Below are 23762 nucleotides of genomic sequence, written 5' to 3'. Positions count from 1 at the left end.
ATTGGGTTAGCTTATTAGAACGGCTCCGAAGTACAACGGCAAATTTGGGCGATCACCTGCTTTCATAGGAGCTGCGCGCGCATAGCATTAACGCACCGCAGGATCATGCGGCGGTGCAGCATCGCACTGCGCTCCATCCCCGTCATTGCGAGGAACTCTTGCGACGAAGCAATCCAGACTGTCTCTGAGGAGGGATTCTGGATTGCTTCGCTACGCTCGCAATGACGGCGTTGGCGGCAGCGCAGCAATCTCCTCGCGTCAGCTGTGTGCGATATCGCTCTTCGCGAGATCCCACATCAGGCTGTAAGTGCCGACGGAGACTGGCAGCGGGAGGGGCGCCGCGGCGGGGCCGGTGAAGCGTTCGGCAATGACGGCCGAGACCGCGCTGACATGCGTGCCGTCGATCAACACGAACCAGTCGCGTGCGCCTTCGTTACGAACCGCCGGAATGCCGGCGGTCGCGCCCGACAATTCCGGCTCGCTTTCGAGCAGATGCATCGAGATGATGCCGTCGCGCTTTTCCGGCGCCAGCTTTTCTTGCAGTGCATCACGCCATGGCGCCGCGTTGTCGGGCGTCGGCCGCAGCCGCACCACGCCGAGTGCGGCCCCGCGACCGGTCCCGTTGCTGATGGTGATGCGTGCGACCACGCGCAGCATATCCTTGAAACGCGCCATGCTCCGCCGCGACCACTCGGTCTGGTTGGCGAGCCGCGCCCGGTAGGCGGGACTGTCGAGCACGTCGAGCGTCGCGGTCGAATATAGCGAGAGATATTTGGGATTGGCGGCGTGCGCGACATAGCGCCGCGCTTCCAGGAATCCCTCGATCGCGACGCGCTCTCCCAGGTGCTCGCGATCGTACCAGCGGTTGAAATCGGCCTCATCTGAAGCGTCGATGTTCATCGACGTCAGCAGCATGCCTGTCCCGGCGAGCGGCATTTTCTTGTTGTCCTGCTATCGCGCGTCAGCGCGCGGCCCTCGACGCGAGGTCCGCGATCGACCTCATGACCGCGTCCCTCACGCCGGCATCATAGAGCGAATGTCCGGCTTCTTCCACGATGCGAAGCTCGGAACCCGGCCAAACTCTTGCGAGCGCCTGCGATGTCTCGGGAGGGCACAACAGATCGTAACGGCCCTGCACGATGATGCCGGGAATGCCTTCGAGCCGGCCGGCGTTTCGCAACAACTGGTCCTCGCTCATGAAGGAGTTGTTGACGAAATAATGCGCCTCCATGAACGGCGTCGCGGGCAGCGTGCGCCACACGTTCAGCGACGCCAGATCCAGCCGCGTCTTGGCGGCCTTGTGTTCCGACAAGGCGCGCTCGGTATCATGCCAGGCGCGCGATGCCGGACCGTGCACGGCGGGATCGGCATCGAGGATGCGGCGATAGTAAGCTTCCACCGGCCGCTCCCGCTCTTCAGGCGGCAGCACGCTGAGAAAATCCTCGTAGAGCGCGGGATAGAATTGCGACAGGCGCGAGGTGAAGGCCGTCTCGACCTCGGCCCGCGTGCCGAGGAAGGTCGCGCGGAGCGCAATGCCGGAGACGCGCTCGGGATGCGCCTGCGCATAGGCCAGCGCCAGCGTCGCGCCCCAGGAGCCGCCGACCACCATCCAGCGTGTGATGCCGAATTTTTCGCGGATCTTTTCCATATCCGCGATCAGATGCGCCGTGGTGTTGTGCTCGCGCGATCCCTTCGGACGGCTGCGGCCGCAGCCGCGCTGGTCGAACAGCACCGCACAGAAGCGGTCGGGATCGAACAGGCGGCGATGATCGGGCTGGCAGCCGCTGCCGGGGCCGCCATGCAGGTAGATCGCGGGGATGCCGTCGGCACGGCCGACGCTCTCGACATAGAGCTCATGGCCGTCGCCGACGTCGAGCATGTCGGAGGTCAGCGGCGCGAAGGGATCGGCGCGTTTGACTGATGTGGCCGCGTCGGCGTCAGGCGCCATTCTCGGATTCCAGGGTGCCGCCGGCGAAATTGCGATAGAGGAAGCGGTTGGTCTCGCCCTCCGCCTCGCGCTCGGCCTGCTTGAAGATGGTCTGGTGCAGCGGCGACAGCGCGCAGGCCGGATCGGTGTTGGCGGCGTCGCCGGTCAGCGCGAACGCCTGGCAGCGGCAGCCGCCGAAATCGATCTCGCGGAACTCGCAGGTCTTGCACGGCTCCTTCATCCAGCCGGTGCCGCGATAGCGGTTGAAGGCCTCCGAGTTCTGCCAGATCCAGGCGATCGAATGGTTGGAGCGCACCGACTCGAAATCGAGCCCGGTGATGCTTTCGGCGGCGTGGCAGGGCAGCACCTTGCCGGCGGGTGAGATGTTGAAGAACTGCCGGCCCCAGCCGCCCATGCATTTCTTCGGTCGCAGCGCGTAGTAATCCGGCACGACATAGTCGATTGCGAGCGTACCCTTCAGCCGCTCGCGCGCCTCCTCGACGATGCGCGTGCACTCGTCGAGCTGCGCGACCGTCGGCATCAGCGAAGCGCGGTTCTTCAGCGCCCAGCCGTAATATTGCACATTGGCGACCTCGAGCCGGTCGGCATCGAGATCGACCGACATCTGGACGATGTCAGGCAGCTGGTGCAGGTTCTGCCGGTGCATCACCGCGTTCACGGTGAGCGGCAGGTCCAACTCGCGCGTCCACTTTGCGACTTCGAGCTTCTTGCGGTGGCCGCCTTTGTAACCGGCGACGCGGTCGGCGAGGCCTTCCTCGATGCCCTGGAAGGAGATCTGCACATGGCAGAGCCCGGCGTCGGCAAGCTCGCTCAGCCGCTCGCGCGTCAGCAGCACGGCCGAGGTGATGAGGTTGGTGTAGAGGCCGACATCGCTGGCATGCTTGACCAGTTCGACGAGGTCCTTTCGCGCGGTCGGCTCGCCGCCGGAGAAATGCACCTGGAGCACGCCGATCTCGGCGAGCTCGCTCAGCACCTTCTTCCACTCGTCCGTGGTCAGCTCCTTGCCGGAGCGATCGAGCTCGACCGGGTTGGAGCAATAGGGGCATTGCAGCGGACAGCGGTGGGTGATCTCGAGCAGCACGGCGAGCGGAATGCCGAACGTCTCCGCCGTCGAGCGCTGCTTCTCCAGCACCGCGAGGCTGTCGCTGGTCTCGGGCGGTGTGGCGGGATTGCCGAGTACGTCGCTCATGACGTCTTCTCCCGGGCCTCGGTGAGAAAGCCCTTGTCGGCGAGGTCCTGCAGCATGACGATGACGTCGGCGAGGATCGCCTCGCGCGGCGCGGCATATTTCGCGGCCAGCTGATCGGACACGTCGCCGACGCTACGCTCGCCATTGCAGAGCTGCAAGACCTCGACCGCGATCTCGTCGGGGGCCAGCACCCGCTCCGGCGCCAGGATCACCCAGACTTTTCGCGTCTCGTCATATTTCAGCTTGGCATGCCGCGGCAGCACCGGGCGGCTCGCCTCGCTGACGCTGATGTTCCGCGGCCCGGCCATCGCCGCTCCTCCTTAGCCCGCTTTGGGCACGAACGCGCCCGGCGGAATGTGGCCTTCGACATAGGCGTGCTGGAGCGCGTCCAGCTGCACCCACAGCACGTTGGTCTTGAAGATCAGCGCGTTGCACACCTGCGCACGCTGCTCCGGCGTCGTGGCGTGCGCCTTGACATAGTCGAGCGCGAAGCCGGCATCGCGCGGCGCCTGCGTCAGGCGGCGCTTGAAGTAGCTCATGATATCAGGATTGACGAAGTCGTAGTGCTCCAGCATGCCGGCAATGCGCTCCTCGTGCAGGTTCGGCGCGAACAGCTCGGTCAGCGAGGAGGCGATCGCCTCCAGCGGGCTCTTCTCGCGGCAGTAGTGGACGTAAGCCTCCACTGCGAAACGCGTCGCCGGCAGGATGCCCTCGGTCGATTCCACGTAAGCCGTATCGAGCCCGAGGCCTTCGGTCAGCTTCAGCCAGCGCTCGATGCCGCCTTCACTGCCGACATCGCCGTCATGGTCCTCGATGCGATGGCGCCATTCCAGCCGCGTGGCGCGGTCGCGGAAGCGCGAGATCACCACCGCGTCCTTGATCGGGATCGTGCTCTGGTAATAGTAGCGGTTCAGCGCCCAGGCCTGCACCTGGCCCTTGTTCAGCTTGCCGCCGTGCAGCAGCTTATGGAACGGATGCAGGCTGTGATAGCGCGTCGCCCCGATATGGCGCAGCGTCGCCTCGAGCTCCTCGGCCGAGTTGAGCCTGATGTCCTTGCCGATCGAGAGCGCGGTCATTCCTGTCAGTGACGCGGCATTCACAGCACGATCTCCATTCCATCCGCGGGTATCTGCCAGCCCGCCTGTTCAGCGGCCTTCCGCTCGGGTGAAGCGGGCAGCAGCGCCGGATTCGAGTTATTGATATGCAGAAACAGCTTCCTGTCGATATTGAGGTCGGCGAGCCGCGCGATCGCGCCGCCGTCTCCGGACATTGCCACGTGGCCCATGCTCTTGCCGGTCTTGTGGCCGAGCCCGGCCCTGATCATCTCGTCGTCCTGCCAGACCGTGCCGTCGAAGAACACCAGCGCGGCGCCGTCGATCTCGGCCTTGAGTGCGTCGGTCACCTCGGCGCAGGCGGCGATGAAATAGAAGCATTTGCCGCTCGACCTGTCGGTGATCTTCAGGCCCAGCGTATCGCCGTCGCCGCTCTCGCCGCCGGGATGCGCCTTGCCTTCCAGGTACCAGGCCGATTTGCCGGGCACGGCGAACGGCAGCACCTCCAGCCCCGAGCGCGTGCCATCGGGCAACCGCGGCTCGAAGGGCTCACTGATGTCGATCGGCTGGCGCCGCACGTTCTTCTCGTTCAGCACGTTGAAGATGCTGTTGCTGGCAAGGATCGCCAGCACCTTCTCATGCGCATACACCGTGAAGGGCGAGCCCTCGCGCATCGAGAGCAGGCCCGCGACCGCATCCACTTCGCTGTTGGTCAAGATCACGCCGGCGATCGGCGTATGGCGCAGCGCACCGGCCTTGGGGTGCAGTTGAGGCGTGGCATTCAATTGCTGGCGCAGGTCGGGCGAGGCATTGATCAGGAACCAGTGCTCGCCATCGCCGCTGAAGGCGACCGAGGCCTGGGTTCGATAGAGCTCATGTCCATCCGCACGGGCCGCGCGGCAGCCCTCGCAGCCGCAATTCCACTGGGGAACTCCGCCGCCGGCTGCAGCGCCCAGGACGACGACGCGAAGCATGATCCGTCTCCTGGAAGGAACACACGCGGTGGATCTCAGGCCGACGCAAATGCCGACACGGATTCTTTCTTTCGGAAACGCGTCGTGACCGAAAGACCCACCGGCGCAGAACGCAAAATCGCCAGCCGCTTACTTGCGGGTGGCGCTCACATACATATTGATTTCCATGCCACAGGGCACTTCGACGATCTTCGGGGCTTTCCATGCCATTTTCGGCTCTCCATTTTTGCGAATTCGGACGTATCCGCCCACCCGCTAAACTAATGCGGGCGGAAAAGTTCGCCAGTGAAATTTTCCCGGACCTAGGTAGTAGGCCGACGGAATTGCTGCACTGCAAAGAGAGCGTATTGCGGCCGTAAAGATGAGCGAATGACTTACGCGAGACCGCCGATAGGTCGTGATCCCTGTCGGGATAAACCAGTTGTGAGTATAGAACGGCTTCCAATCGGCTAGAGGCGACCCCATTGGATCAGGCATGCCCAGATATTTCTTCAACACCCGCATCCGCAACGAATTGATCGTGGATCCTGACGGCGAGGACCTGCGCAATCCCGATCGCGCCTGGGAGGTCGCCCGCCAGATGATCCTTGAGGTGGTGCGATCGGAGGGGGCCCAGCCGGCCCTGCTGGAGGCGGTCATCGAGGTCACCGACGCCGACGGCGAGATCGTGCTCGAATTTCCCTTCAGCGAGGCGCTGCTGGACATGCCGGACCAGTCGGCGACGCGGCACTAGGCCCCACTCTCTCCTCCGTCATTGCGAGGAGCTCGCGACAAAATTGCGCAGCAATTTTGCGCTGATGCGACGAAGCCGTGCGGGGGCAGTCTGGATTGCTTCGCTGCGTTCGCAATGACGAAAGATGCGGCAATCCGAGCCACCGTCGCCTTTCGCCCCTGCGAAATCTGCATGGCTTTGCCGCGTTCCCGGCGCTAAAAGACGCCGGTTACACGGAGCAAGCCATGCAAGACCTCTGGCGCCTCTCGGCCGCCGACCTCGCCAATCTCGTCAAATCCAGGAAGGTCTCCGCCAAAGAGGCGGCCCAGGCCGGGCTTGCCCGGCTCGATGCCGTCAATCCCGCCCTTAACGCCGTGATCGACCACCGGCCCGAGGACGTCCTGAAGCAGGCTGAAGCCGTCGATGCCGCCATCGCCAGGGGCGAGGACCCCGGTGTCCTCGCCGGCGTGCCCGTCACCATCAAGGCCAATGTCGACCAGGAGGGCTTCGCCACCACCAACGGCCTGAAGCTCCAGCGCGATCTGATCGCGCGCGAGGACAATCCGGTGGTCGCCAATTTCCGCAAAGCCGGCGCCATTCTCCTCGGCCGCACCAATTGCCCGGCCTTCTCCTATCGCTGGTTCACCACCAACCTGGTCCATGGCGACACCAAGAACCCCCGCGATGCCTCGCTGACGCCGGGCGGTTCCTCCGGTGGCGCCGGCTCGGCGGTCGCGGCGGGCATCGGCCATATCGCCCACGGCACCGACATCGCGGGCTCGATCCGCTACCCCGCCTATGCTTGCGGCGTGCATGGCCTGCGCCCGACCTTGGGCCGCATCCCCGCCTTCAACCCGGCGCTGCCGGAGCGCCCGATCGGGCCGCAGATCATGGCGGTGTCGGGACCGCTGGCGCGTACCGTCAACGATTTGCGCATCTCGCTTGAAGCGATGTCGGCCCGCGACATCCGCGATCCCTGGTTCGTGCCGGCGCCGCTGCAAGGCCCCGCGCGGCCGAAGCGCGCCGCGCTTTGCCTCAACCCGGACGGCCTTGCCACGACGCCGGAGGTGAAGGCGGCGGTGAGCGATGCCGGCAAGCGGCTGGAGCGCGCCGGCTGGACCGTCGATGTGATCGAGAACACGCCGCCGATGCGCGAGGCGGTCGAGTGGCAGATCAAGCTCTGGCTCGGCGACGGCTACGAGGCGCAGCTGGAGATGGCCGAACGCGAGGGCGATCCCGGCGCGCTGGCGTGCCTGCGCGGCAACCGCGCCAGGGTCACGCCGATGGACCAGGCGAATTACGCGAAGGCGCTGACCCGCCGCGCCACCCTGACCCGCGACTGGATGCTGTTCTTCGAAAAATATGCCGTGGTGCTGACGCCGGTCTCCGGCGAGCTGCCATTCCCCGATCATCTCGACCGCAAGGACGAGGAGTCCTTCAAGCGCGTCTGGGAAGCGCAGCTGCCGCAGATCGCTACACCCTTCATGGGGCTGCCGGGCCTCGTGGTCTCGACCGGCCTCGTCGGCAAGGCGCCGGTCGGCGTGCACATCGTCTCCGGCCGCTATCGCGAGGATCTGTGTCTCCTCGCAGGCGAAGCGATCGAGGCGGGCGGCGTGCCGCCGTCGCCGATCGACCCTGTGGGTTAGCGATGTCCGTGATCTACGATTTCAAGGCCAACTCGCTTGCCGGCGAAGAGGTGGCGATGCGCAGCTTCGAGGGACAGGTGCTGCTGATCGTCAACACGGCGAGCAAATGTGGCTTCACGCCGCAATATCGCGGGCTGGAGGATCTCTATCGCGATCTCTCGCCGCGCGGCTTCGCCGTGCTCGGCTTTCCCTGCAACCAGTTCGGCGCGCAGGAGCCGGGGCAGGCGGACGAGATCCAGTCGTTCTGCTCGACCCATTACGACGTCACCTTTCCCCTGTTCGAGAAGATCGACGTCAACGGCGCCAACGCGCACCCTTTGTATGAGTACCTGAAACGCCAGCAATCCGGCCTGTTGGGCGCCTCCATCAAATGGAATTTCACCAAATTCCTGGTGGACCGTACCGGCCGCGTGATCGCGCGCTACGCGCCGACCGCAAGGCCCGAAGGACTGCGGAATCAAATCGAGACCCTGTTATGAGCGAGACAATCATGAGCGACGAATTCCCCGACCGCCTGTCGGTCGATCCGAACAGCCCCTATTACAACGCGGACATTTTGGCGCGCGACGTCGGCATCCGCTTCAAGGGCGTCGAGAAGACCAATGTCGAGGAGTACTGCATCAGCGAAGGCTGGGTCCGCGTCACCGCGGGCAACGCCAAGGACCGCCACGGCAACCCGCTGACCATCAAGGTGCATGGTCCGGTCGAGCCGTATTTCAGGGACAAGAAGTAAGCGCAGCGCGCACATTCTCTCCTCGTCATTGCGAGGAGCCCTTGCGACGAAGCAATCCAGACTCTTTCCGCGGTGACAGACTGGATTGCTTCGCTTCGCTCGCAATGACGAAAGTGAAGGGCCGCCCCCATGTCCGTCCGCATCGTCGACGTCCGCGAGATCACCAAGCCGATCTCATCGCCGATCCGCAACGCCTATATCGACTTCACCAAGATGACGACGAGCCTCGTTGCCGTCGTCACTGACGTCGTGCGCGACGGCAGGCGCGTCGTCGGCTACGGCTTCAACTCCAACGGCCGCTACGGGCAGGGCGGCCTGATCCGCGAGCGCTTCGCCTCGCGCATCACGGAAGCCGATCCGAAGTCGCTGCTGAACGCGGCCGGCGACAATCTCGACCCCGACAAGGTCTGGGGCGCGATGATGACCAACGAGAAGCCGGGCGGCCATGGCGAGCGTTCGGTCGCGGTCGGCACCATCGACATGGCGGTGTGGGACGCGGTGGCGAAGATCGCCGGCAAGCCGCTGTTTCGTTTGCTCGCCGAACGCCACGGCGTCACCGCCAATCCGCGCGTCTTCGTCTACGCCGCCGGCGGCTATTACTATCCCGGCAAGGATCTCTCGATGCTGCGCGGCGAGATGCGCGGCTATCTCGATCGCGGCTACAACGTCGTGAAGATGAAGATCGGCGGCGCGGGAATCGAAGAGGATCGCACGCGCATCGAGGCGGTGCTGAAGGAGATCGGCAAGGACGCGCAGCTCGCCGTCGACGCCAATGGCCGCTTCAATCTCGAGACCGGCATCGCCTACGCCAAGATGCTGCGCGACTATCCGCTGTTCTGGTACGAGGAGGTCGGCGATCCCCTCGACTACGCGCTGCAGGCCGCGCTCGCCGAGTTCTATCCCGGCCCGATGGCGACAGGCGAGAATCTCTTCAGCCACCAGGACGCCCGCAATCTCATCCGCTACGGCGGCATGCGCCCCGACCGCGACTGGCTGCAATTCGACTGCGCGCTGTCCTACGGCCTGTGCGAATACCAGCGCACGCTGGAAGTCCTGAAGACCTACGGCTGGTCGCCGAGCCGCTGCATCCCGCACGGCGGCCACCAGATGTCGCTGAACATCGCCGCCGGCCTCGGCCTCGGCGGCAACGAGAGCTACCCCGACCTGTTCCAGCCCTACGGCGGCTTCCCCGATGGCGTGCGCGTCGAGAACGGCCACATCACCATGCCCGATCTCCCCGGCATCGGCTTCGAAGGCAAGTCCGATCTCTACAAGGAAATGAAGGCGCTGGCGGAGTAGGGCGGGCTGGAGCCGCACACTCCGTCATTGCGAGCGACTTGTCCGCCATAGCTCGAACAGCGACGGCGGAAGCGAAGCAATCCAGTCTTTCCGCGGACGCAGTCTGGATTGCTTCGTCGCAAGAGCTCCTCGCAATGACGAGGTGACGAAATCTGCGTTTTGTCGCGCGTGTTGCCGATGCCGCTCGCGATCACTCATTGGTTGTGGTATCTTGAGCGTTCGCGTCAATTGAGCGCAATCATGAAGCAGCCCTGCGTGTACATGTTCGCCAATCGCCGCAACGGGACGATCTATACAGGCGTCACCTCCAACCCGCCGCGTCGCGCGTTTGAGCATCGCGAGGGCCTCGTGAAAGGCTTCTCGTCGAAGTACGGCTGCAAGCTTCTCGTCTGGTACGAGTTGCATGCGACCATGATCGACGCGATCGCGCGCGAGAAGCAGATCAAGGGCGGCAGCCGGGAAAAGAAGCTCGCGCTGATCGAGAGCGTCAATCCGGACTGGATGGATTTGTACGAGACGCTGATCTGAAAACAGGGGGAGGGGCAGAAGTAGGCGAAGCAGTCGCCACACATTCCGTCATTGCGAGCGCAGCGAAGCAATCCAGAATCTCTCCGCGGAGGCAGTCTGGATTGCTTCGTCGCAAGGGCTCCTCGCAATGACGGTGGAGAGAGCTGGGCCCTCTGTCATGGCCCGCGCCGCGCAGTGGAGGCGAGATGCGACCACATTCTCCGTCATTGCGAGCGTAGCGAAGCAATCCAGAGTCTTTCCGCAAGGCCGCAGTCTGGATTGCTTCGCTGCGCTCGCAATGACAGCGGGGCTACGACAACCGCATATCCAGCAGCCTTCGCCCTTCGCCCTTCAGCAGCTTCTTCACCGCGCTGGACGCCACCACCTCGCCGTCATTGGCATAGGCTTCGTGGTTCTTCTCGATGTTGTCGAGGCGATAGAGGTAGTTGACCATCACGCCGGCGGATTCCCGCACGCCCTTCGGCGAGAGATCGCCCAGCCAGTTGATGCGCTCGAGTCTCGCGCCGTTGCCGAGATGGAAGCGGGCGACCGAATCGATCAGCTTGCCCTTCGGCGTGCGCGCCTTGAGGAAGTAGTGCGCCGCGAGCGGCTCCAGCACCGCGCGCAGCAGCGTTGTCGTCTCGGGGTTCTCGAACCATTTGGGATCGTCGAGGCGCTTCAGGATCTCGCGATCCTCGTCCGTCAGCGGCAAATCCTTGTCCTGCTTCACCCATGGCATGAAGCCGGGCACCGGCGACAGCGTCACGAAATTGTCGAGCTTCGGCGTCTCGCGGCGCAGCTCCTCCACCACCTGCTTGATCAGGAAGCTGCCGAAGGAGATGCCGCCAAGACCGCGCTGGGTGTTGGAGATCGAATAGAACACGGCGGTGCGTGCGCGCTCGATCGGCAGGTGCTGGCGATCGACCGCGAGCAGCGGCGCGATCGCACCGGGGATCGTCTCGGTCAGCGCCACCTCGACGAAAATCAAGGGCTCGTCGACCATCGCGGGATGGAAGAAGGCGTAGCAGCGGCGGTCGACCGGATCGATGCGGCGGCGCAGGTCGTCCCAGTCGGAGATCTCGTGCACGGCTTCATAGCGGATGATCTTTTCGAGGATGTTGGCCGGGGTCGACCAGTCAATCCGGCGCAGCACGAGAAACCCCCTGTTGAACCACGAAGAGAGAAGATGCGAGACGTCGCGGTCGAGCGCGGCGAGATCGGCGTGTCCGTTCATCATGCCGAGCAGGTCGGCGCGCATGTTGACGAGATCGCCGGTGCCGCCGGGCGCGCGGTTGAGACGGCGGATCAGTTCCTGCCGCCGCGGCTCCGAGGCGAAGTGCAGCGAGCTCGCGTCCTCGTCGCTCGGCGCGGCGCGCCATTTCTCGATCGCCTTGGACAGGCGTTCCCGGTCCGGGCCGAAATCGCGCACCAGCGCCTCGAAGAAGGCGCGGCGTCCCGCCGCATCGAGCTCCTGATAGAGATCAAGCACCTCGCGCGCCATCGCGGTGCCGGAGGCTTCGCCCCGGCCCGACAGCAGCGCGCCGCAGAGCGCGATCAATCCGCCGGCGTCCTGCCTGGTGTCAGCGGAATCCCCGCGGCGCAGCAGCGTGCGGCCACGCTCGGAGATCGTGGTGAGCAGGTCGGAGAAGAAGGCGTTGGCCATCTGGGCTTTCGTATCAGGTTTGTGCGGTGCGGAAGCTTACACGGGATTTAAGCGGAAGCCGATCACAATCAAGCAGAGGAATGCGGCATCTTTAGTTGGGCCTTGCGTTTGGAGAATGCCGTCATGCCGGGTGGGGACGCGACAAACGCATGAGGCACCGCAGCTTCCACAGCGTCGTGGCCGGGGCTTGCCCCGGCCATCCACGTCTTGCCGCGCTGCCGTAGGATGGGCAAAGGCGCACTTGCGCCGTGCCCACCATCCCTCGACAGCCGCGAAAGAATTGGTGGGCACGCTTCCGCCTTCGCTCTTCGAGCTACGGCGGACAAGTCGCTTTGCCCACCCTACGAGTTCTTGCGGCTTGGCGGCTACCTCAACCCTTCCCCGCAAACTCCGTCGGCGTCCGCCCGGTCACCTGACGGAACGCGGCCGAGAACGCCGGCACGCTGGCATAGCCGAGCTGGGTGGCGAGCTGCTTCACCGAGACGTTGGCATCCGTCGATAGAAGCTGGATCGCCGCCGCAATCCTGGCGCGCTGGCACCAGCTCTTGAAGCTCAGCTGCGTCTGCGTCGAAAACAGCCGCGACAGCGTCCGCGCCGAGGTTCCGACCTCGCGCGCCAGCGTGTCGATGTCGTGCAGGCCGGTGGGATCGTCGAGCACTATCATGGCCGCGCGCCGGCAGCGCGGCTCGTGCGGCAGCGGCACGAAGGTCGCGGAATCCTCGGCCTGGTGCAGTTCCAGCATCACCAGGCGGATCAGCAGCTCGGTCCGCTCCTCGGTGTTGCGCGCGTCGAACAGCGCGAGGATCGCCTGGTTGAGCAGCGGCGACACCCGCACCACGAATTCCCTGGTCAGTCCCGCATAGCGCTGCTCGCGCTTCAGCCAGGACAGGTCGAAATACAGCGTGCGCATCTCGATGTCGGCGAGCAGGTCGAGGGCGTGCTCGAGCCCGGCCGGCACCCAGACCGCGCGGTCCGGCGGCACCAGCCAGCGACCCCCGGGCGTCGTCACCTGCATGGTGCCGCGTGCCGCATAGATCAGCTGCGACTCGCGGTGCAGGTGCGGATCGATCCGCATGCCCTTGGGATAGTCGCGGGCGACCAGGTGCACGCCCGCGGTCGAGCGGTGGTTGCCCCGGACCTCCCTCAGGATTGGCGTTTCCAAGACAGTCATTGGCAGCACCTCGTCATGCCCGCGACATATAACTCATTTCGGAACAAGTGAGGATTCGGAATGAATAGCCCCAGCCGGGTGATCAGTTTTGTCAATGCAGGTCATTTCATCGACCATTATTCGATGCTGATCTTCGCCGCCGCCGTGATCATCATGGGGCCGGCGCTCGGCATGGCCTATTCGGAACTTTTGCCTTACGCGACACCGGGGTTCGTGGCTTTCGGCGCCGGCTCGCTGCTCACCGGCTGGCTCGGGGACCGCTGGAGCCGCCGCCACATGATGCTGATCTTCTTCGTCGGCATCGGCCTCTCCATGATCTCGGTCGGCTTCGTGCAGACTCCGGCGCAACTCGGCGCCGCGCTGCTCGCGATCGGCATTTTCGCCTCGATCTACCATCCCGTCGGCACGGCGATGATCGTGTCCTACGCCGACAGGCTCGGCCGCGAGATGGGGATCAACGGCGTCTGGGGAAATCTCGGCGTGGCCTCGTCGGCGCTGGTCACCGGCGTGATCGGCCAATATCTCGGCTGGCGCTTTGCCTTCATCGTCCCCGGCATAGTCACGATCCTGATCGGCATCGCCTTCGCGATGATGGTCGTGCATGAGGACCGCAAGGGCTCCAAGCAGGCGGCGGCGCAGGCGCGCGTCGCCAAGCAGGACATGTGGCGCGTGATCCTGTCGCTGCTGATCGTCGTGATCGCGATCTCGACGACGTTCAACGCCGTCACCGTGGCGCTGCCAAAACTGTTTGCCGAGCGCCTCGCCGATCTCACCAAGAGCCCGGCGCTGCTCGGCGTCATCGCGGCCTGCGTCTACGTGTTCGGCGCGATGACGCAATACACGATCGGCCGGCTGCTCGACCGCTATTCGCTGAAGACGGTGGCGCTGCCGCTGTCCTTCATGCTGGCGCCATTCCTGTATCTGGCCGCGAGCCTGAGCAATCTGCCGCTGATCCTGGTCTCGATCGGCATCGTCATGGGCGCGTTCGGGCAGGTTACCGTGAACGACGCCATGGTCGGCAAATACACCAGCGAGGAATGGCGCTCGCGCGCCTATGCCGTGCGCTATTTCATCGGCTTCACCGCGGCCGGCGCCTCCGTGGGGCTCGTCGCCTGGCTCTACGAGCAGGGCGGCTTCGTCACCATGCTGCACGCCTTCGCCGCCCTCTGCCTGCTGGCGATTGCAGCCGCGATCATCCTGCCGCGCGAGATCAGGTCGCCGCAGGCGGTGTGAGGGCGGCTCTCTCCACTCGTCATTGCGAGCAGCTCTTGCGACGAAGCAATCCAGACCGTCCCCGCGGAGGGACTCTGGATTGCTTCGCGGCGCTCGCAATGACGAAGGAGGCGGCAATGACGGGGATGGGGCGGCGGCGGCCGGGCACCTCGCCCAACGTTCGCTCATGATGCCATTATGCCGGTGTTTTGCCCGACGGAGCAAGTCATTTCGGCAAGACCGAAATTTATCGAGCCTTTTCAACCCCATCCCTACTGTGCATGGGGTTGTTTTCGCGTTTTTGTGTTAGCCGGCGGAAAACCTACGGCTTCACCTCCGCGACCGGCTGCACCTTCGGCGCCTTCTTCGAGGCGCGCCAGTTCTCGAAGCGCTGCACCACCACGAAGAAGGCCGGCACGAACAGCACCGCGAGGCAGGTCGAGGCCAGCATCCCCGAAAACACCGTGATGCCGATCGACTTGCGCGCGCTGGCGCCGGCGCCGGTCGCGAGCACCAGCGGCACGACGCCGAGGATGAAGGCGAACGAGGTCATCAGGATCGGACGGAAGCGGGCGCGGGCCGCCTCGATCGCCGCTTCCAGGATCGGCTTGCCGTCGCGGCCGTGCAGCTCCAGCCCGACCTCGACGATCAGGATGGCGTTCTTGGCCGACAGCGCGATCAGCAGGATCAGGCCGATCTGGCAATAGAGGTTGTTGTCGATCTTGAGGCTGTTGAGGATCAGCATCGGCCCGATCAGCGACAGCGGCACGGCGAGGATCACCGAGATCGGTGCGTACCAGCTCTCATACTGGCCGGCGAGCACGAGATAGACCAGCAGCATGGCCAGCCCGAACACCCAGTAGATCTGGTTGGAGACGGCCTTCTCCTGATAGGACATCGCGGTCCATTCATAGCCGGTGCCCGGCGGCAGCGTCTTGTCCGCGATCTCCTCCATCAGCTTCAGCGACTGGCCGGAGGAATAGCCCTGCGCCGGCAGGCCGATGATGGTCGAGGATGGATAGAGATTGTAGAGGCTGATCAGCGACGGGCCGGTGGCCGGCGTGATCTTGGCGACGGTGCCGATCGGGATCATGTCGCCGTTCGAGTTGCGCACCTGCATGTTGGCGATGTCGCGCTCGGTGACGCGGAACGACGGATCGGCCTGGGTGTACACCTGGAACACGCGGCCGAACTTGTTGAACTGGTTGACATAGGACGAGCCGAGATAGGTCGACAGCGCCGAGAACACCTGGTCCGGCGTCACGTGCAGCGTCTGGGTCTTGATGCGGTCGACCTCGACGTTGAATTGCGGCACCGAGGAACGGAACGAGGACTGCACGCGCTGCAGCGCGCTCTGGCTCTGGCCGTTGGAGACCATCGCGCCGGTGATCGCCTGCAGCTTGGCGAAATCGCTGTTGCCGTCGCGCAGCTCGACCTGCATCGAGAAGCCGGCGGCATTGCCGATGCCTTGGATCGGCGGCGGCGGCAGCACGATGGTACGCGCCTCCATGATCACGGCGAGCTTGTCGTTGAGGCCAAAGACCAGAGAGCGCAGATCCTCGCCGGGGCCTTTGCGCGCGTCCCAATCCTTCAGGATGATGTAGGCAACGCCGGCATTGGCAAGGCTCGCGCTGCTGTCGAGCGCGGAGATGCCGGCGATGGTGATGACCTGCGCCACGCCAGGCGTCTCCTTGATGATGTCGGCGGCCTTGTCGAGCACCTTCTGGGTCCGCTCCAGCGAGGCGCCGTCGGGCAGCTGGATCGCGGCGATCAGATAGCCCTGGTCCTCGATCGGCAGGAAGCCGGTCGGCACCCGCGACAGGCCGTAGCCGCCGATCCCGATCAGGATCAGCGCGAGCGCGACCGAGACCGTGGCGTGCCGGACCAGGAAGGTGATCAGCCGCGTGTAGCCGTGCTCGATCCGGTCATAGACCGCGTTGAAGCCGCGATAGAAGAAATTGCGCTGCTCCGGCGGCACCGTCGGCCGCAGCCAGAGCGCGCATTGCGTCGGCTTCAGCGTCGCCGCGTTGATGGCGGACAACAGCGCGGTCGCGGCGATCACCAGCGCGAATTGCGAGTAGATGCGCCCCGTGAGTCCCGCGAGGAACGAGGCCGGCAGGAACACCGAGATCAGCACCAGCGTGATGCCGACGATCGGTGCGAACAGCTGGTCCATCGCCTTGATCGCGGCGTCGTGGCCGTTCATGCCCTGCTCGATGTTGTGGGCCGCGCCTTCCACCACCACGATGGCGTCGTCGACGACGATGCCGATCGCGAGCACGATCGCGAACAGCGTCGACATGTTGATGGTGAAGCCGAGCGCCGCCATCGCGGCGAAGGCGCCGATGATGGTGACGGGCACCGTCGTCGCGGGCACCAGCATCGCGCGCCAGTCCTGCAAAAACACCAGGATCACGACCAGCACCAAAAGGCCGGCCTCGATCAGCGTCATGTAGACCTCGTGCACCGAGGCCTCGACGAATTTGGTGGTGTCGAACGGCGTGTCGTATTTGATGCCTTCCGGGAAGCGCTTGGCGAGCTCGGCCATCTTCTTCTCGACGGCCTGCTCGACCTGGAGCGCGTTGGCGCCGGGCGACTGGAACACGCCGATGCCGGTGGCGGGCTGCTTGTTGAGCGAGAAGATCTGGCTGTAGGTCTGCGCGCCCAGCTCGACCCAGCCAACGTCGCGCACCCGCGTGACATCGCCGCTGGTGCCCGACTTGACGATGATGTTCTCGAACTGGGTGGTGTCGTCGAGCCGTCCGTTGACGTTCAGCGTGTACTGGAACGCCTGGCCCGGCGGCGTCGGCGGCGCGCCGACCTGGCCGGCCGAGACCTGCTGGCTCTGCTGCTGGATCGCGTTGATGACGTCCTGCGGGACGAGGCCGCGGACCTGCAGCTTGTTCGGATCGAGCCAGACCCGCATCGAATACTGGCCGGCGCCGAACACCGTGACGTTGCCGACGCCGGGCAGGCGGGAGAGCTCGTCGCGAATGTTGATGGTGGCGTAGTTGCTCAGGTAAAGGCTGTCGTACTTCGCGTCCGGCGAGGTCAGCGTCACGAACAGCAGGATCGAGGTCGATTTCTTCTGGACGGTGACGCCCTGGTTCTGCACCGACTGCGGCAGTTGTGCCAGTGCGCTGGAGACGCGGTTCTGCACCAGCACCTGCGCGAAGTTGAGGTCGGTGCCGATCTTGAAGGTGACGGTCAGCGTGTAGGTGCCGTCGGAGCCGCTGTAGGACTGCATGTAGAGCATGTCCTCGACGCCGTTGACCTGTTGTTCGATCGGCAAGGCAACCGTGTCGATCACGGTCTTGGCGCTGGCGCCGGGATAGCGCGTGGTGACCTGCACGGTCGGCGGCACCACATCAGGGTATTGCGCGATCGCGAGGTTGAACAGCGCGACGCCGCCGATCAGGATCATCAGGAGCGCGATGACGTTCGAGAGGACCGGCCGCTCGATGAAGAATTTGGAGATCATGGCCGGCGGCTCCTATTTGGCAGACGCCTGCGGCTGCTCGATCTTCGTCACTTGCGGGTCGATCTTCTGGCCCGGGATCACCCGCAGCAGCCCCGCGGTCACCACGCGGTCGTCAGGCTTCAGGCCGCTTTCGATCACGCGCAGGCCGTTGTCGGTCGGCCCGATCTGCACCTTGCGCTGCTCGACCGTATTGTCGCTATTGACCACCAGGAGATAGCGGCCGCCCTGGTCGCTGCCGAGCGCGGTGTCGGGGACGAGGAGGGCGCTCTTCTCCTGGTCGAAGGGCACGCGTACCCGGACGAAATAACCGGGCAGCAGCGCCCGCTTGTCGTTGGGCACGACACCGCGCACCGCGAGCGTGCCGGTCGATGTGTTGAGGGTCGGCGAGACGTAGTCGAGGTGGCCTTCATGCGGGTAGCCAGTCTCGGTCTGGAGGCCCACCTGGACGGGCAATTGTTTGAGGTCGGCGACGGTCAGCCCGCGGCGCGCCGCTTCGGCGCGGATGCGAAGGACGTCCTGCTCGTTGACCGTGAAGTTCACCCAGATCGGGTCCATCGCGACGATGGTCGCGAGCTGGGTCGGGGAGGAGACGCCGACGAGCTCGCCGACCGAGACCAGGTGCGCGCTGACGATGCCGTCGAACGGCGCGGTGACCTTGGTGTAGCCGTAATTGACCTCGGCGAGCCTCGTATTGACCTGGGCCTGCTGGAGGTTGGCCTGAGCGTTGTCGCGGGTCGATGTCGAGGTGTCCAAGGTGGACTGCGAGACCGCCTGGCGCTGCACGAGGTCGACCTGCCGCTTGTAATCGGCTTCGGCCTGCTTGACCGTGGCTTGCGCGCCGACCTCCGCGGCCTTCGCCTGGTCGACCTTGAGCTTGTAGGTCTCGGGCTCGATCGTGAACAGCTGGGTGCCCTGCTTGACGAAGCTGCCGTCCTGATAGTCGATCGATTGCAGAAAGCCCTGCACGCGCGCGACCAGATCGACGCTCTTGATCGGCGCGGTGTTGCCGGTGGCCTCGATGTAGCGCGTCAACGGACGCTGCACCGGCGTTGCCACGTCCACCTTCGGCGGCGGCGGCGCCACGAACGCGTTCTTGTCCTCGCAGCCCGCGAGCGCGACCACGGCTATCGCGGCGGCCAGTGCCCGCCCGGCCTGTCTCCACGCGTCATTGCGTCGTGCGGGAGATGCGGGATTCGCTGAGGTCATTCGGTCGCCCCCGATGATTGTCTGTCGGTGCGGCAGGCTACCAACAAATGCCCGGCCGTGGAACACCATAGCCATGGCGGTCGCCGGCCTTGCACTGCAAACGGCGGTGTGGCCTTTGACAGATTTGTCACGACAAACCGCTTTTCACCGAGCGCACGATCGACCAGAATTACGGCAAGGACCGTGCGATGGTGCGCGAAGCAGCCGGGAAGAAGCGAAGAAGAAAAGGTCAGGAGAACATGACATGCCAACGTCCCTCCAATCGGCCCTTGCCGGCCTCGTTCTTGCCGCGACGGTCGCCATGCCGGCACTAGCCGATGGCCTGAAGGACGAGATCGCACCCACCGGCAAGCTGCGGGTCGCGATCGCGATCAGCCCGGCGGGCGGCGCATTCTGGTCGACCAAGACGGAAGCAGGCTATGCCGGCGTCCCCGTCGATCTCGGCAAGGAGATGGCCGCGCAGCTCGGTGTCCCCGTCGAATATGTCGTGCACCAGAATTCCGGGCAGATCACCGACGCGGCCGGCAAGAACACCTGGGACGTCACCTGGCTGCCCAAGGACCCCGAGCGCGAGGCCAGGATGATGTTCGGCCCGATCTACGAGGTCGCGGACGCCACCTACATCGTAAAGCCCGGATCGAACGTCAGCAATTTCGCCACCCTCGACCAGCCCGGCATCAAGGTCGCGGCCGTCAATGCCACGACCACCATGCGCGGCGCGATGGCCCATCTGAAGAATGCGAAGGTTACGGGCTATCAGACCTATGACGAGATCTTCGGCCTCCTGAAGAGCGGCGAGATCGACGCCTTCGCGCTGTCGCGCGACCAGCTCAACAAGATGGCGCAGAAGATTCCGGGGGCGAAGGTGCTGGACGAGACGTTCAAGAAGACGGTGACGGCTGTCGCCGTCCCGCCCGGTCACAGCCAGGCATTGGCGTTCGTCACCAAGTTCATGAACGACGCCGTGACGAACGGCACCCTGCGCAAGGCCTATGACAACAACGGACTGAAGGACTCGCCGATCCGTACCGAGTAGGCAGGCGGCGCAGGATGACTGCGCCGTGTATCGGCCTCATGGCTCCGCGGTGCGAATGCCCGCGGGGCTCACCTGCATCTTGAGCGTGGATGTCTTGTTCAGCGCCTTGCCGTCGAACGAGAACGCGATCAGCTCGTTCTCGACCATGCACTGGGCCACGACATGCTTGGAGTCTTTCGACCACACCATGCCCTGGCACCAATGGCCGATTTTCGCTTCCGCGACCGGCGCAAGCTCGGTGCCCGAAATCTTGTAGACCTTGAGCAGGCCGAAATCGTTGAAGAAGGGCGAGGCCGACGGCTTGTTCGAGCCGTTCATGACGGTGACCGCGACATGATTGCCGTCCGGAGACATCTTCACGGCCTCCGGCGTCTGCCCGACGCTGACCGTCGAGACGACGCGGATCGGCTTCGCGGTCATGTCGATCAGGCTGATCGTGTCGTTGTCGCCCGTGCCGGCGCCGACATTGCCGACGACCGCTGCGGCGCTGCCGGTGAGATCGATATCGTAGGGACGGATGCCGGCAGTGAGGTCGCGCTTGGCGTACTCGACCTTGGTCCCGTCCACGGTGAGAAGCGAGATCTTGCTGTCGCCGTCGCGCGTCACGAGGGCGGTCGCGCCGTCACGGGAGAAGATCGCGTGGCTCGGACCCGACTTGGCGTCGCCGAGCGCGATCTTGCCGGCCGGCGTCAGCGCGCTGCCGTTGATCGTGAAGACCGAGACCGTGCCTTCGCTGCGGTTCGCGACCAGCGCCAGCGTGCCTGCGCGGTTGATCGAAACACCGGCTGCACCGGCTCCTGCCTGAAGCGTCGCGAGCACTTTCGGCGGAGATGATTTCAAATCGATGACGGAGAGCTTGTCATCGGGCACCGTCTTGGTCGCATCCGCCGGATCGAGCTTCATCGCGCCCGTCACGAGCGCGTAGGTGCCGTCCGGTGCGATCGCCACGCTCGGCGGCGGACCGACGACGCTGGCAGGGGCCGGCACCTCGCCGAGCAGCTTCAGGGCACCATCGGTGAGGTCGATGACGCTGACCGTATCCGGCAGCGGCTGCTTGCGCACCACGGCATTGCCGTTCTCCAGCACCATCTTGCCGTCATTGGCGGTGACGACGATTTCGGCGCGCGCGGCGACATTGGCAAGGCCAGCCAGGGACGTTGCGATCAGAGCTGACGCGGCATGGCGCGCGTGCCTGCGAAATGCGGCTTTCATGTTTCCCCCTGAAATCTGTTCTTGTCCGCCAAAGCTAAATACAACCTGGGGCGTCACGCAACAACCTGGGTTCGATCATTTTTTCTTCGCCCGCGGAATAAAGCGGCATGACGCGTCCCGGCGATGACGGAGCGGAGCGCGCGAGGAGGGCGCCGTCAGTGCGGCTTGATCTCGGCGTATTTCGCCATCGCCTTCTCGAACTTCCGGTTGAACAGCCACATCGCGGCGAGAATTTCGCGGAAGCTTGCCGAGCTGCGCGCCCGGTCGGCCTGGCCGAATGCGAAGATGCTGTTGTTGCGCAGATGCTTCATGATGGTGGGGCTGGACACGCGATAGTTCAGGAGATCGCCCGACTTGAGCGCGGACCTGGTCGGGGTCGGAACGATCTGGATCAGCTCGAACAGTTTCATCTGGTCGATCGGGTCGGGCAGCGTCTTCACGATTCCCGGGATCTCCCGGAACAGATCCGCATGCGCGTTCATCAGGCCGTCGCGCACGTTGGTCCAGTGATTGAAGCGGTGATCGGTGCCGCGGGCGCGCGCCTCCTCCTTGTCGTCGCGCGCGTTCAGCGCCGGATCGGCCGCCGCGATCTCGCCCTTGATCGCCTCCCATTTCCCGCGGCCATTGCGGTCCTCGGACGGGCCGGTCTGGAAGCTGCCCATATAGGTGTTCGAGCGCGCATTGCGGACATTCTGCTTGCCGTTCGTCTCCGCGTAGAACAGTCCGAGGCTGATGCGCCCCGCAGCTTCGGCGTGTTGAGGCGCAAGCCCCTTGGCGCGCGCGATCGCAGCGGCGAGATCGACGACGTCCTTGAACGGCGTCGGCGAATTCTGCGCGCCGGTAGGCGGCGCCTCCATGATCTCGAAGAGGTCAGCGTATTCGTCGACCAGAGGCTCGATGTCGGCATCGAAATAGGCAGGAGGAATCTCGAACTTGTTGGGCCGGCCGATCCGCGACGGCATGGCGTCGGTGAGGTCCTTGTAGCTGCTGATCACGGCGACGCGCGCGAGATAAAGCGCCTGTCCCGGCAGGTTTGGCAGCGGCTCCTTCGCCTCGATCTGGCGCCGCCGCTCGGCGAGGATCGATTTGAAGCCGCCAAGCGCGCGTTCGTAGGTGGCGAGCGCCTCGGCTTGTCGTGCCGTGGGCGTGCCCTGCTGTGCGACGGCGGGCGTCGTCACGAACAGGGCGAGGGCGGTCAAGGTTGCGGCAACAAGATATCTCGGTCCCATGGCGGGTTCCCCGGCGCCTGTCGAATCGCGGCCGGGGAGATCGTAAACGTCAGACGCGGAGGCTGGCGAGATGCAATCGGGCCTCCGGCTACGGTCCTTTGCCTACAGCGCGCGTTTCGCGCTTTCCGGGGCGAGCAGGATGCCGATGAAGGCGCAGGCCGCGATCACCTCGAAATAGAGGATCACGGGGGTGAAGCTGCCGCTCGACGCCATCAGGGCGGTGCCGACCAGGGGCGCGATGCCGCCGCCCAGGATGATGCCGAGCTGCTTGCCGAGGGAGGAGCCGCTGACACGGACCTCGGTCGGAAATAGCTCCGCTGTGAAAGCCGCCTCCGGCGCGAACATCAGCGCGTGGATGATTCCGATCGAGACGACGAGGCCCATGATGAGCAGCGTCGGGTCCTTGGTCGCGACCAGCTGGAAGTAGATCGGGTACCAGGCCGCCGCCAGCAGGATGCCGAGTGCGATGAATGGACGGCGGCCGAAGCGGTCCGAATAGCTCGCGATCAAAGGCACCATGCACATCTCCAGCACATTGGCGATCATGGTGCCGAAGGTGACGTTGGACTGCGCCATGCCCAGCGTCTTCACGGCATAGCCGAGCACGAACACCGTGCTCATGTACTGGAACGTGCTGTGCGCCATGTTTACGAGGCAGCCGAACAGCACCGATTTTTTCCATGATCGCACCACGTCGAGCAGCGGCGCTTTCGGTCGCGCGGCCGAGGCTTGCACCGCCTTGAACAGGGTCGACTCATCGACCTGGAGGCGGATGTAGGTGCCGAGCGCCACCAGCACGAGGCTGAGCACGAAGGGCACGCGCCAGACCCATTGCGCAAAATCCTGTGGCGTCGAGACGAAGCCGAGCAGTGCGATGAAGCCGGAGGCCAGGATCACGCCGATCGGCCCGGACGCGTTGACGAAGGAGGCGAAGAAGCCGCGCCTTGCCGTGGGCGCATTCTCCAGCGTCAGCGACACCGCGTTCATGTATTCGCCGCCGAAGGCAAAGCCCTGCACGAAGCGCAGGGCGACGAGCGCGATTGGGGCCAGCAGCCCGATCGAATCGTAGCTCGGCAGGCAGCCGATCAGGAAGCTCGCGATCCCCATCAGCACGAAGGTGATCGTCAGCATCGCCTTGCGGCCGAGCTGGTCGCCATAATGGCCGAACACCATGCCGCCGAGCGGACGGGCGACGAAGCCGACCGCGAATGTCGCGTAGACCGCCAGCATGCTCGCGGTCGAATCCATTTTCGGGAAGAAGAAGCGATCGAACACGACCGGAGCGGTGAAGGCATAGATGAAGAAATCATAATGCTCGATCACCGATCCGAGTGAGGATGCGACCACGAGCTTGCGGAACGCGGACGTGATCGGCGCCGCTTCTGCGCGGTCGGTCGTTCCGGTGATGACCTCGGCGGTGTTGCTCATGCGTTTCCCCATCTTTGGCTTTTGCTTTGCGTCGTCTCGGATCAGGCGTGCCGCCCCGGCGGCG

General features: G+C 64.8%; 22 protein-coding genes. 8 read left to right on the top strand and 14 right to left on the bottom strand.

What is annotated here, in order from left to right:
• Positions 1 to 258: 258 nt before the first annotated feature.
• The 7 genes from RAD15_RS16515 to pqqA all read right to left on the bottom strand — a co-directional run bounded on the left by RAD15_RS16515 (position 259) and on the right by pqqA (position 5373).
• Positions 259 to 936, bottom strand: coding sequence for a hypothetical protein (locus RAD15_RS16515; RefSeq protein ID WP_458179195.1), 678 nt, complete (start codon positions 934 to 936; stop codon positions 259 to 261).
• Positions 937 to 961: 25 nt separating this feature from the next.
• Positions 962 to 1948 (bottom strand): prolyl aminopeptidase, encoded by a 987-nt coding sequence (gene pip, locus RAD15_RS16510; protein ID WP_458179194.1) that lies wholly within the window; start codon positions 1946 to 1948, stop codon positions 962 to 964.
• Positions 1938 to 3137: a pyrroloquinoline quinone biosynthesis protein PqqE gene (gene pqqE / locus RAD15_RS16505; RefSeq protein WP_458179193.1), complete on the bottom strand. Its 1200-nt coding sequence runs from the start codon at positions 3135 to 3137 to the stop codon at positions 1938 to 1940. The genes pip and pqqE overlap by 11 nt, the downstream gene beginning before the upstream one ends.
• Positions 3134 to 3445, bottom strand: coding sequence for a pyrroloquinoline quinone biosynthesis peptide chaperone PqqD (pqqD, locus tag RAD15_RS16500; RefSeq protein WP_270162343.1), 312 nt, complete (start codon positions 3443 to 3445; stop codon positions 3134 to 3136). The genes pqqE and pqqD overlap by 4 nt, the downstream gene beginning before the upstream one ends.
• Positions 3446 to 3457: 12 nt before the next feature.
• Positions 3458 to 4213: a pyrroloquinoline-quinone synthase PqqC gene (gene pqqC, locus RAD15_RS16495; protein WP_458179413.1), complete on the bottom strand. Its 756-nt coding sequence runs from the start codon at positions 4211 to 4213 to the stop codon at positions 3458 to 3460.
• Between the two features lie 20 nt (positions 4214 to 4233).
• Positions 4234 to 5163 (bottom strand): pyrroloquinoline quinone biosynthesis protein PqqB, encoded by a 930-nt coding sequence (gene pqqB / locus RAD15_RS16490; protein ID WP_458179192.1) that lies wholly within the window; start codon positions 5161 to 5163, stop codon positions 4234 to 4236.
• A 129-nt stretch (positions 5164 to 5292) separates the two neighbouring features.
• Positions 5293 to 5373, bottom strand: coding sequence for a pyrroloquinoline quinone precursor peptide PqqA (gene pqqA / locus RAD15_RS16485; RefSeq protein WP_007595659.1), 81 nt, complete (start codon positions 5371 to 5373; stop codon positions 5293 to 5295).
• 265 nt (positions 5374 to 5638) lie between these two features.
• Between pqqA and RAD15_RS16480 the strand changes: the two genes are divergently transcribed.
• From RAD15_RS16480 to RAD15_RS16455, 6 genes are all read left to right on the top strand, one after another.
• Positions 5639 to 5896 (top strand): DUF6894 family protein, encoded by a 258-nt coding sequence (locus RAD15_RS16480; protein ID WP_458179191.1) that lies wholly within the window; start codon positions 5639 to 5641, stop codon positions 5894 to 5896.
• 224 nt (positions 5897 to 6120) lie between these two features.
• The gene (locus RAD15_RS16475) at positions 6121 to 7521 is read left to right on the top strand and encodes an amidase family protein (protein ID WP_458179190.1); all 1401 of its coding nucleotides are present in this window, start codon (positions 6121 to 6123) and stop codon (positions 7519 to 7521) included.
• A 2-nt stretch (positions 7522 to 7523) separates the two neighbouring features.
• Positions 7524 to 8000: a glutathione peroxidase gene (locus RAD15_RS16470; RefSeq protein WP_458179189.1), complete on the top strand. Its 477-nt coding sequence runs from the start codon at positions 7524 to 7526 to the stop codon at positions 7998 to 8000.
• On the top strand, positions 7997 to 8254 hold the full coding sequence (locus tag RAD15_RS16465) for a DUF3297 family protein (RefSeq protein ID WP_018318553.1): 258 nt from the start codon (positions 7997 to 7999) through the stop codon (positions 8252 to 8254). The genes RAD15_RS16470 and RAD15_RS16465 overlap by 4 nt, the downstream gene beginning before the upstream one ends.
• A gap of 129 nt (positions 8255 to 8383) precedes the next feature.
• Complete coding sequence (tarD, locus tag RAD15_RS16460) at positions 8384 to 9553, top strand: D(-)-tartrate dehydratase (RefSeq protein ID WP_458179188.1); 1170 nt, start codon at positions 8384 to 8386, stop codon at positions 9551 to 9553.
• A gap of 240 nt (positions 9554 to 9793) precedes the next feature.
• Positions 9794 to 10081, top strand: a complete 288-nt coding sequence (locus RAD15_RS16455; RefSeq protein ID WP_458179187.1) for a GIY-YIG nuclease family protein — start codon at positions 9794 to 9796, stop codon at positions 10079 to 10081.
• Positions 10082 to 10370: 289 nt separating this feature from the next.
• On the opposite strand, the gene RAD15_RS16450 is transcribed toward RAD15_RS16455, so the two are convergent.
• A complete protein-coding gene (locus RAD15_RS16450) occupies positions 10371 to 11723 on the bottom strand; it encodes a malonyl-CoA decarboxylase (protein WP_458179186.1) in 1353 nt (450 codons plus the stop codon).
• A 370-nt stretch (positions 11724 to 12093) separates the two neighbouring features.
• The gene (locus RAD15_RS16445) at positions 12094 to 12894 is read right to left on the bottom strand and encodes an AraC family transcriptional regulator (RefSeq protein ID WP_458179185.1); all 801 of its coding nucleotides are present in this window, start codon (positions 12892 to 12894) and stop codon (positions 12094 to 12096) included.
• A 60-nt stretch (positions 12895 to 12954) separates the two neighbouring features.
• Here RAD15_RS16445 and RAD15_RS16440 point away from each other — a divergent pair, with 60 nt between their 5' ends.
• Positions 12955 to 14127, top strand: coding sequence for an MFS transporter (locus RAD15_RS16440; protein WP_458179184.1), 1173 nt, complete (start codon positions 12955 to 12957; stop codon positions 14125 to 14127).
• A gap of 301 nt (positions 14128 to 14428) precedes the next feature.
• On the opposite strand, the gene RAD15_RS16435 is transcribed toward RAD15_RS16440, so the two are convergent.
• Positions 14429 to 17587: an efflux RND transporter permease subunit gene (locus tag RAD15_RS16435; protein WP_458179183.1), complete on the bottom strand. Its 3159-nt coding sequence runs from the start codon at positions 17585 to 17587 to the stop codon at positions 14429 to 14431.
• A 12-nt stretch (positions 17588 to 17599) separates the two neighbouring features.
• The gene (locus RAD15_RS16430; RefSeq protein ID WP_458179182.1) at positions 17600 to 18793 is read right to left on the bottom strand and encodes an efflux RND transporter periplasmic adaptor subunit; all 1194 of its coding nucleotides are present in this window, start codon (positions 18791 to 18793) and stop codon (positions 17600 to 17602) included.
• 244 nt (positions 18794 to 19037) lie between these two features.
• Here RAD15_RS16430 and RAD15_RS16425 point away from each other — a divergent pair, with 244 nt between their 5' ends.
• Entirely contained in the window at positions 19038 to 19829 is a 792-nt protein-coding gene (locus RAD15_RS16425; protein ID WP_458179181.1) for an ABC transporter substrate-binding protein, read from the top strand.
• Between the two features lie 36 nt (positions 19830 to 19865).
• Here RAD15_RS16425 and RAD15_RS16420 read toward each other — a convergent pair whose 3' ends face one another.
• From RAD15_RS16420 to RAD15_RS16410, 3 genes are all read right to left on the bottom strand, one after another.
• Positions 19866 to 21041: a YncE family protein gene (locus RAD15_RS16420; protein ID WP_458179180.1), complete on the bottom strand. Its 1176-nt coding sequence runs from the start codon at positions 21039 to 21041 to the stop codon at positions 19866 to 19868.
• A gap of 155 nt (positions 21042 to 21196) precedes the next feature.
• Positions 21197 to 22270 (bottom strand): hypothetical protein, encoded by a 1074-nt coding sequence (locus tag RAD15_RS16415; RefSeq protein ID WP_458179179.1) that lies wholly within the window; start codon positions 22268 to 22270, stop codon positions 21197 to 21199.
• A 102-nt stretch (positions 22271 to 22372) separates the two neighbouring features.
• Positions 22373 to 23698, bottom strand: a complete 1326-nt coding sequence (locus RAD15_RS16410) for an MFS transporter (protein ID WP_458179178.1) — start codon at positions 23696 to 23698, stop codon at positions 22373 to 22375.
• Positions 23699 to 23762: the final 64 nt, after the last annotated feature.

It is taken from the genome of Bradyrhizobium sp. 14AA (genome assembly GCF_054185205.1).
This window is presented reverse-complemented; position numbering and strand designations above follow the sequence as displayed.

Excerpts from the sequence above, each read along its gene's own strand:
- RAD15_RS16515 (WP_458179195.1), bottom strand. The coding sequence starts at position 936 with ATGCCGCTCGCCGGGACAGGCATGCTGCTGACGTCGATGAACATCGAC.
- pip (WP_458179194.1), bottom strand. The coding sequence starts at position 1,948 with ATGGCGCCTGACGCCGACGCGGCCACATCAGTCAAACGCGCCGATCCC.
- pqqE (WP_458179193.1), bottom strand. The coding sequence starts at position 3,137 with ATGAGCGACGTACTCGGCAATCCCGCCACACCGCCCGAGACCAGCGAC.
- pqqD (WP_270162343.1), bottom strand. The coding sequence starts at position 3,445 with ATGGCCGGGCCGCGGAACATCAGCGTCAGCGAGGCGAGCCGCCCGGTG.
- pqqC (WP_458179413.1), bottom strand. The coding sequence starts at position 4,213 with ATGACCGCGCTCTCGATCGGCAAGGACATCAGGCTCAACTCGGCCGAG.
- pqqB (WP_458179192.1), bottom strand. The coding sequence starts at position 5,163 with ATGCTTCGCGTCGTCGTCCTGGGCGCTGCAGCCGGCGGCGGAGTTCCC.
- pqqA (WP_007595659.1), bottom strand. The coding sequence starts at position 5,373 with ATGGCATGGAAAGCCCCGAAGATCGTCGAAGTGCCCTGTGGCATGGAA.
- RAD15_RS16480 (WP_458179191.1), top strand. The coding sequence starts at position 5,639 with ATGCCCAGATATTTCTTCAACACCCGCATCCGCAACGAATTGATCGTG.
- RAD15_RS16475 (WP_458179190.1), top strand. The coding sequence starts at position 6,121 with ATGCAAGACCTCTGGCGCCTCTCGGCCGCCGACCTCGCCAATCTCGTC.
- RAD15_RS16470 (WP_458179189.1), top strand. The coding sequence starts at position 7,524 with ATGTCCGTGATCTACGATTTCAAGGCCAACTCGCTTGCCGGCGAAGAG.
- RAD15_RS16465 (WP_018318553.1), top strand. The coding sequence starts at position 7,997 with ATGAGCGAGACAATCATGAGCGACGAATTCCCCGACCGCCTGTCGGTC.
- tarD (WP_458179188.1), top strand. The coding sequence starts at position 8,384 with ATGTCCGTCCGCATCGTCGACGTCCGCGAGATCACCAAGCCGATCTCA.
- RAD15_RS16455 (WP_458179187.1), top strand. The coding sequence starts at position 9,794 with ATGAAGCAGCCCTGCGTGTACATGTTCGCCAATCGCCGCAACGGGACG.
- RAD15_RS16450 (WP_458179186.1), bottom strand. The coding sequence starts at position 11,723 with ATGGCCAACGCCTTCTTCTCCGACCTGCTCACCACGATCTCCGAGCGT.
- RAD15_RS16445 (WP_458179185.1), bottom strand. The coding sequence starts at position 12,894 with ATGACTGTCTTGGAAACGCCAATCCTGAGGGAGGTCCGGGGCAACCAC.
- RAD15_RS16440 (WP_458179184.1), top strand. The coding sequence starts at position 12,955 with ATGAATAGCCCCAGCCGGGTGATCAGTTTTGTCAATGCAGGTCATTTC.
- RAD15_RS16435 (WP_458179183.1), bottom strand. The coding sequence starts at position 17,587 with ATGATCTCCAAATTCTTCATCGAGCGGCCGGTCCTCTCGAACGTCATC.
- RAD15_RS16430 (WP_458179182.1), bottom strand. The coding sequence starts at position 18,793 with ATGACCTCAGCGAATCCCGCATCTCCCGCACGACGCAATGACGCGTGG.
- RAD15_RS16425 (WP_458179181.1), top strand. The coding sequence starts at position 19,038 with ATGCCAACGTCCCTCCAATCGGCCCTTGCCGGCCTCGTTCTTGCCGCG.
- RAD15_RS16420 (WP_458179180.1), bottom strand. The coding sequence starts at position 21,041 with ATGAAAGCCGCATTTCGCAGGCACGCGCGCCATGCCGCGTCAGCTCTG.
- RAD15_RS16415 (WP_458179179.1), bottom strand. The coding sequence starts at position 22,270 with ATGGGACCGAGATATCTTGTTGCCGCAACCTTGACCGCCCTCGCCCTG.
- RAD15_RS16410 (WP_458179178.1), bottom strand. The coding sequence starts at position 23,698 with ATGAGCAACACCGCCGAGGTCATCACCGGAACGACCGACCGCGCAGAA.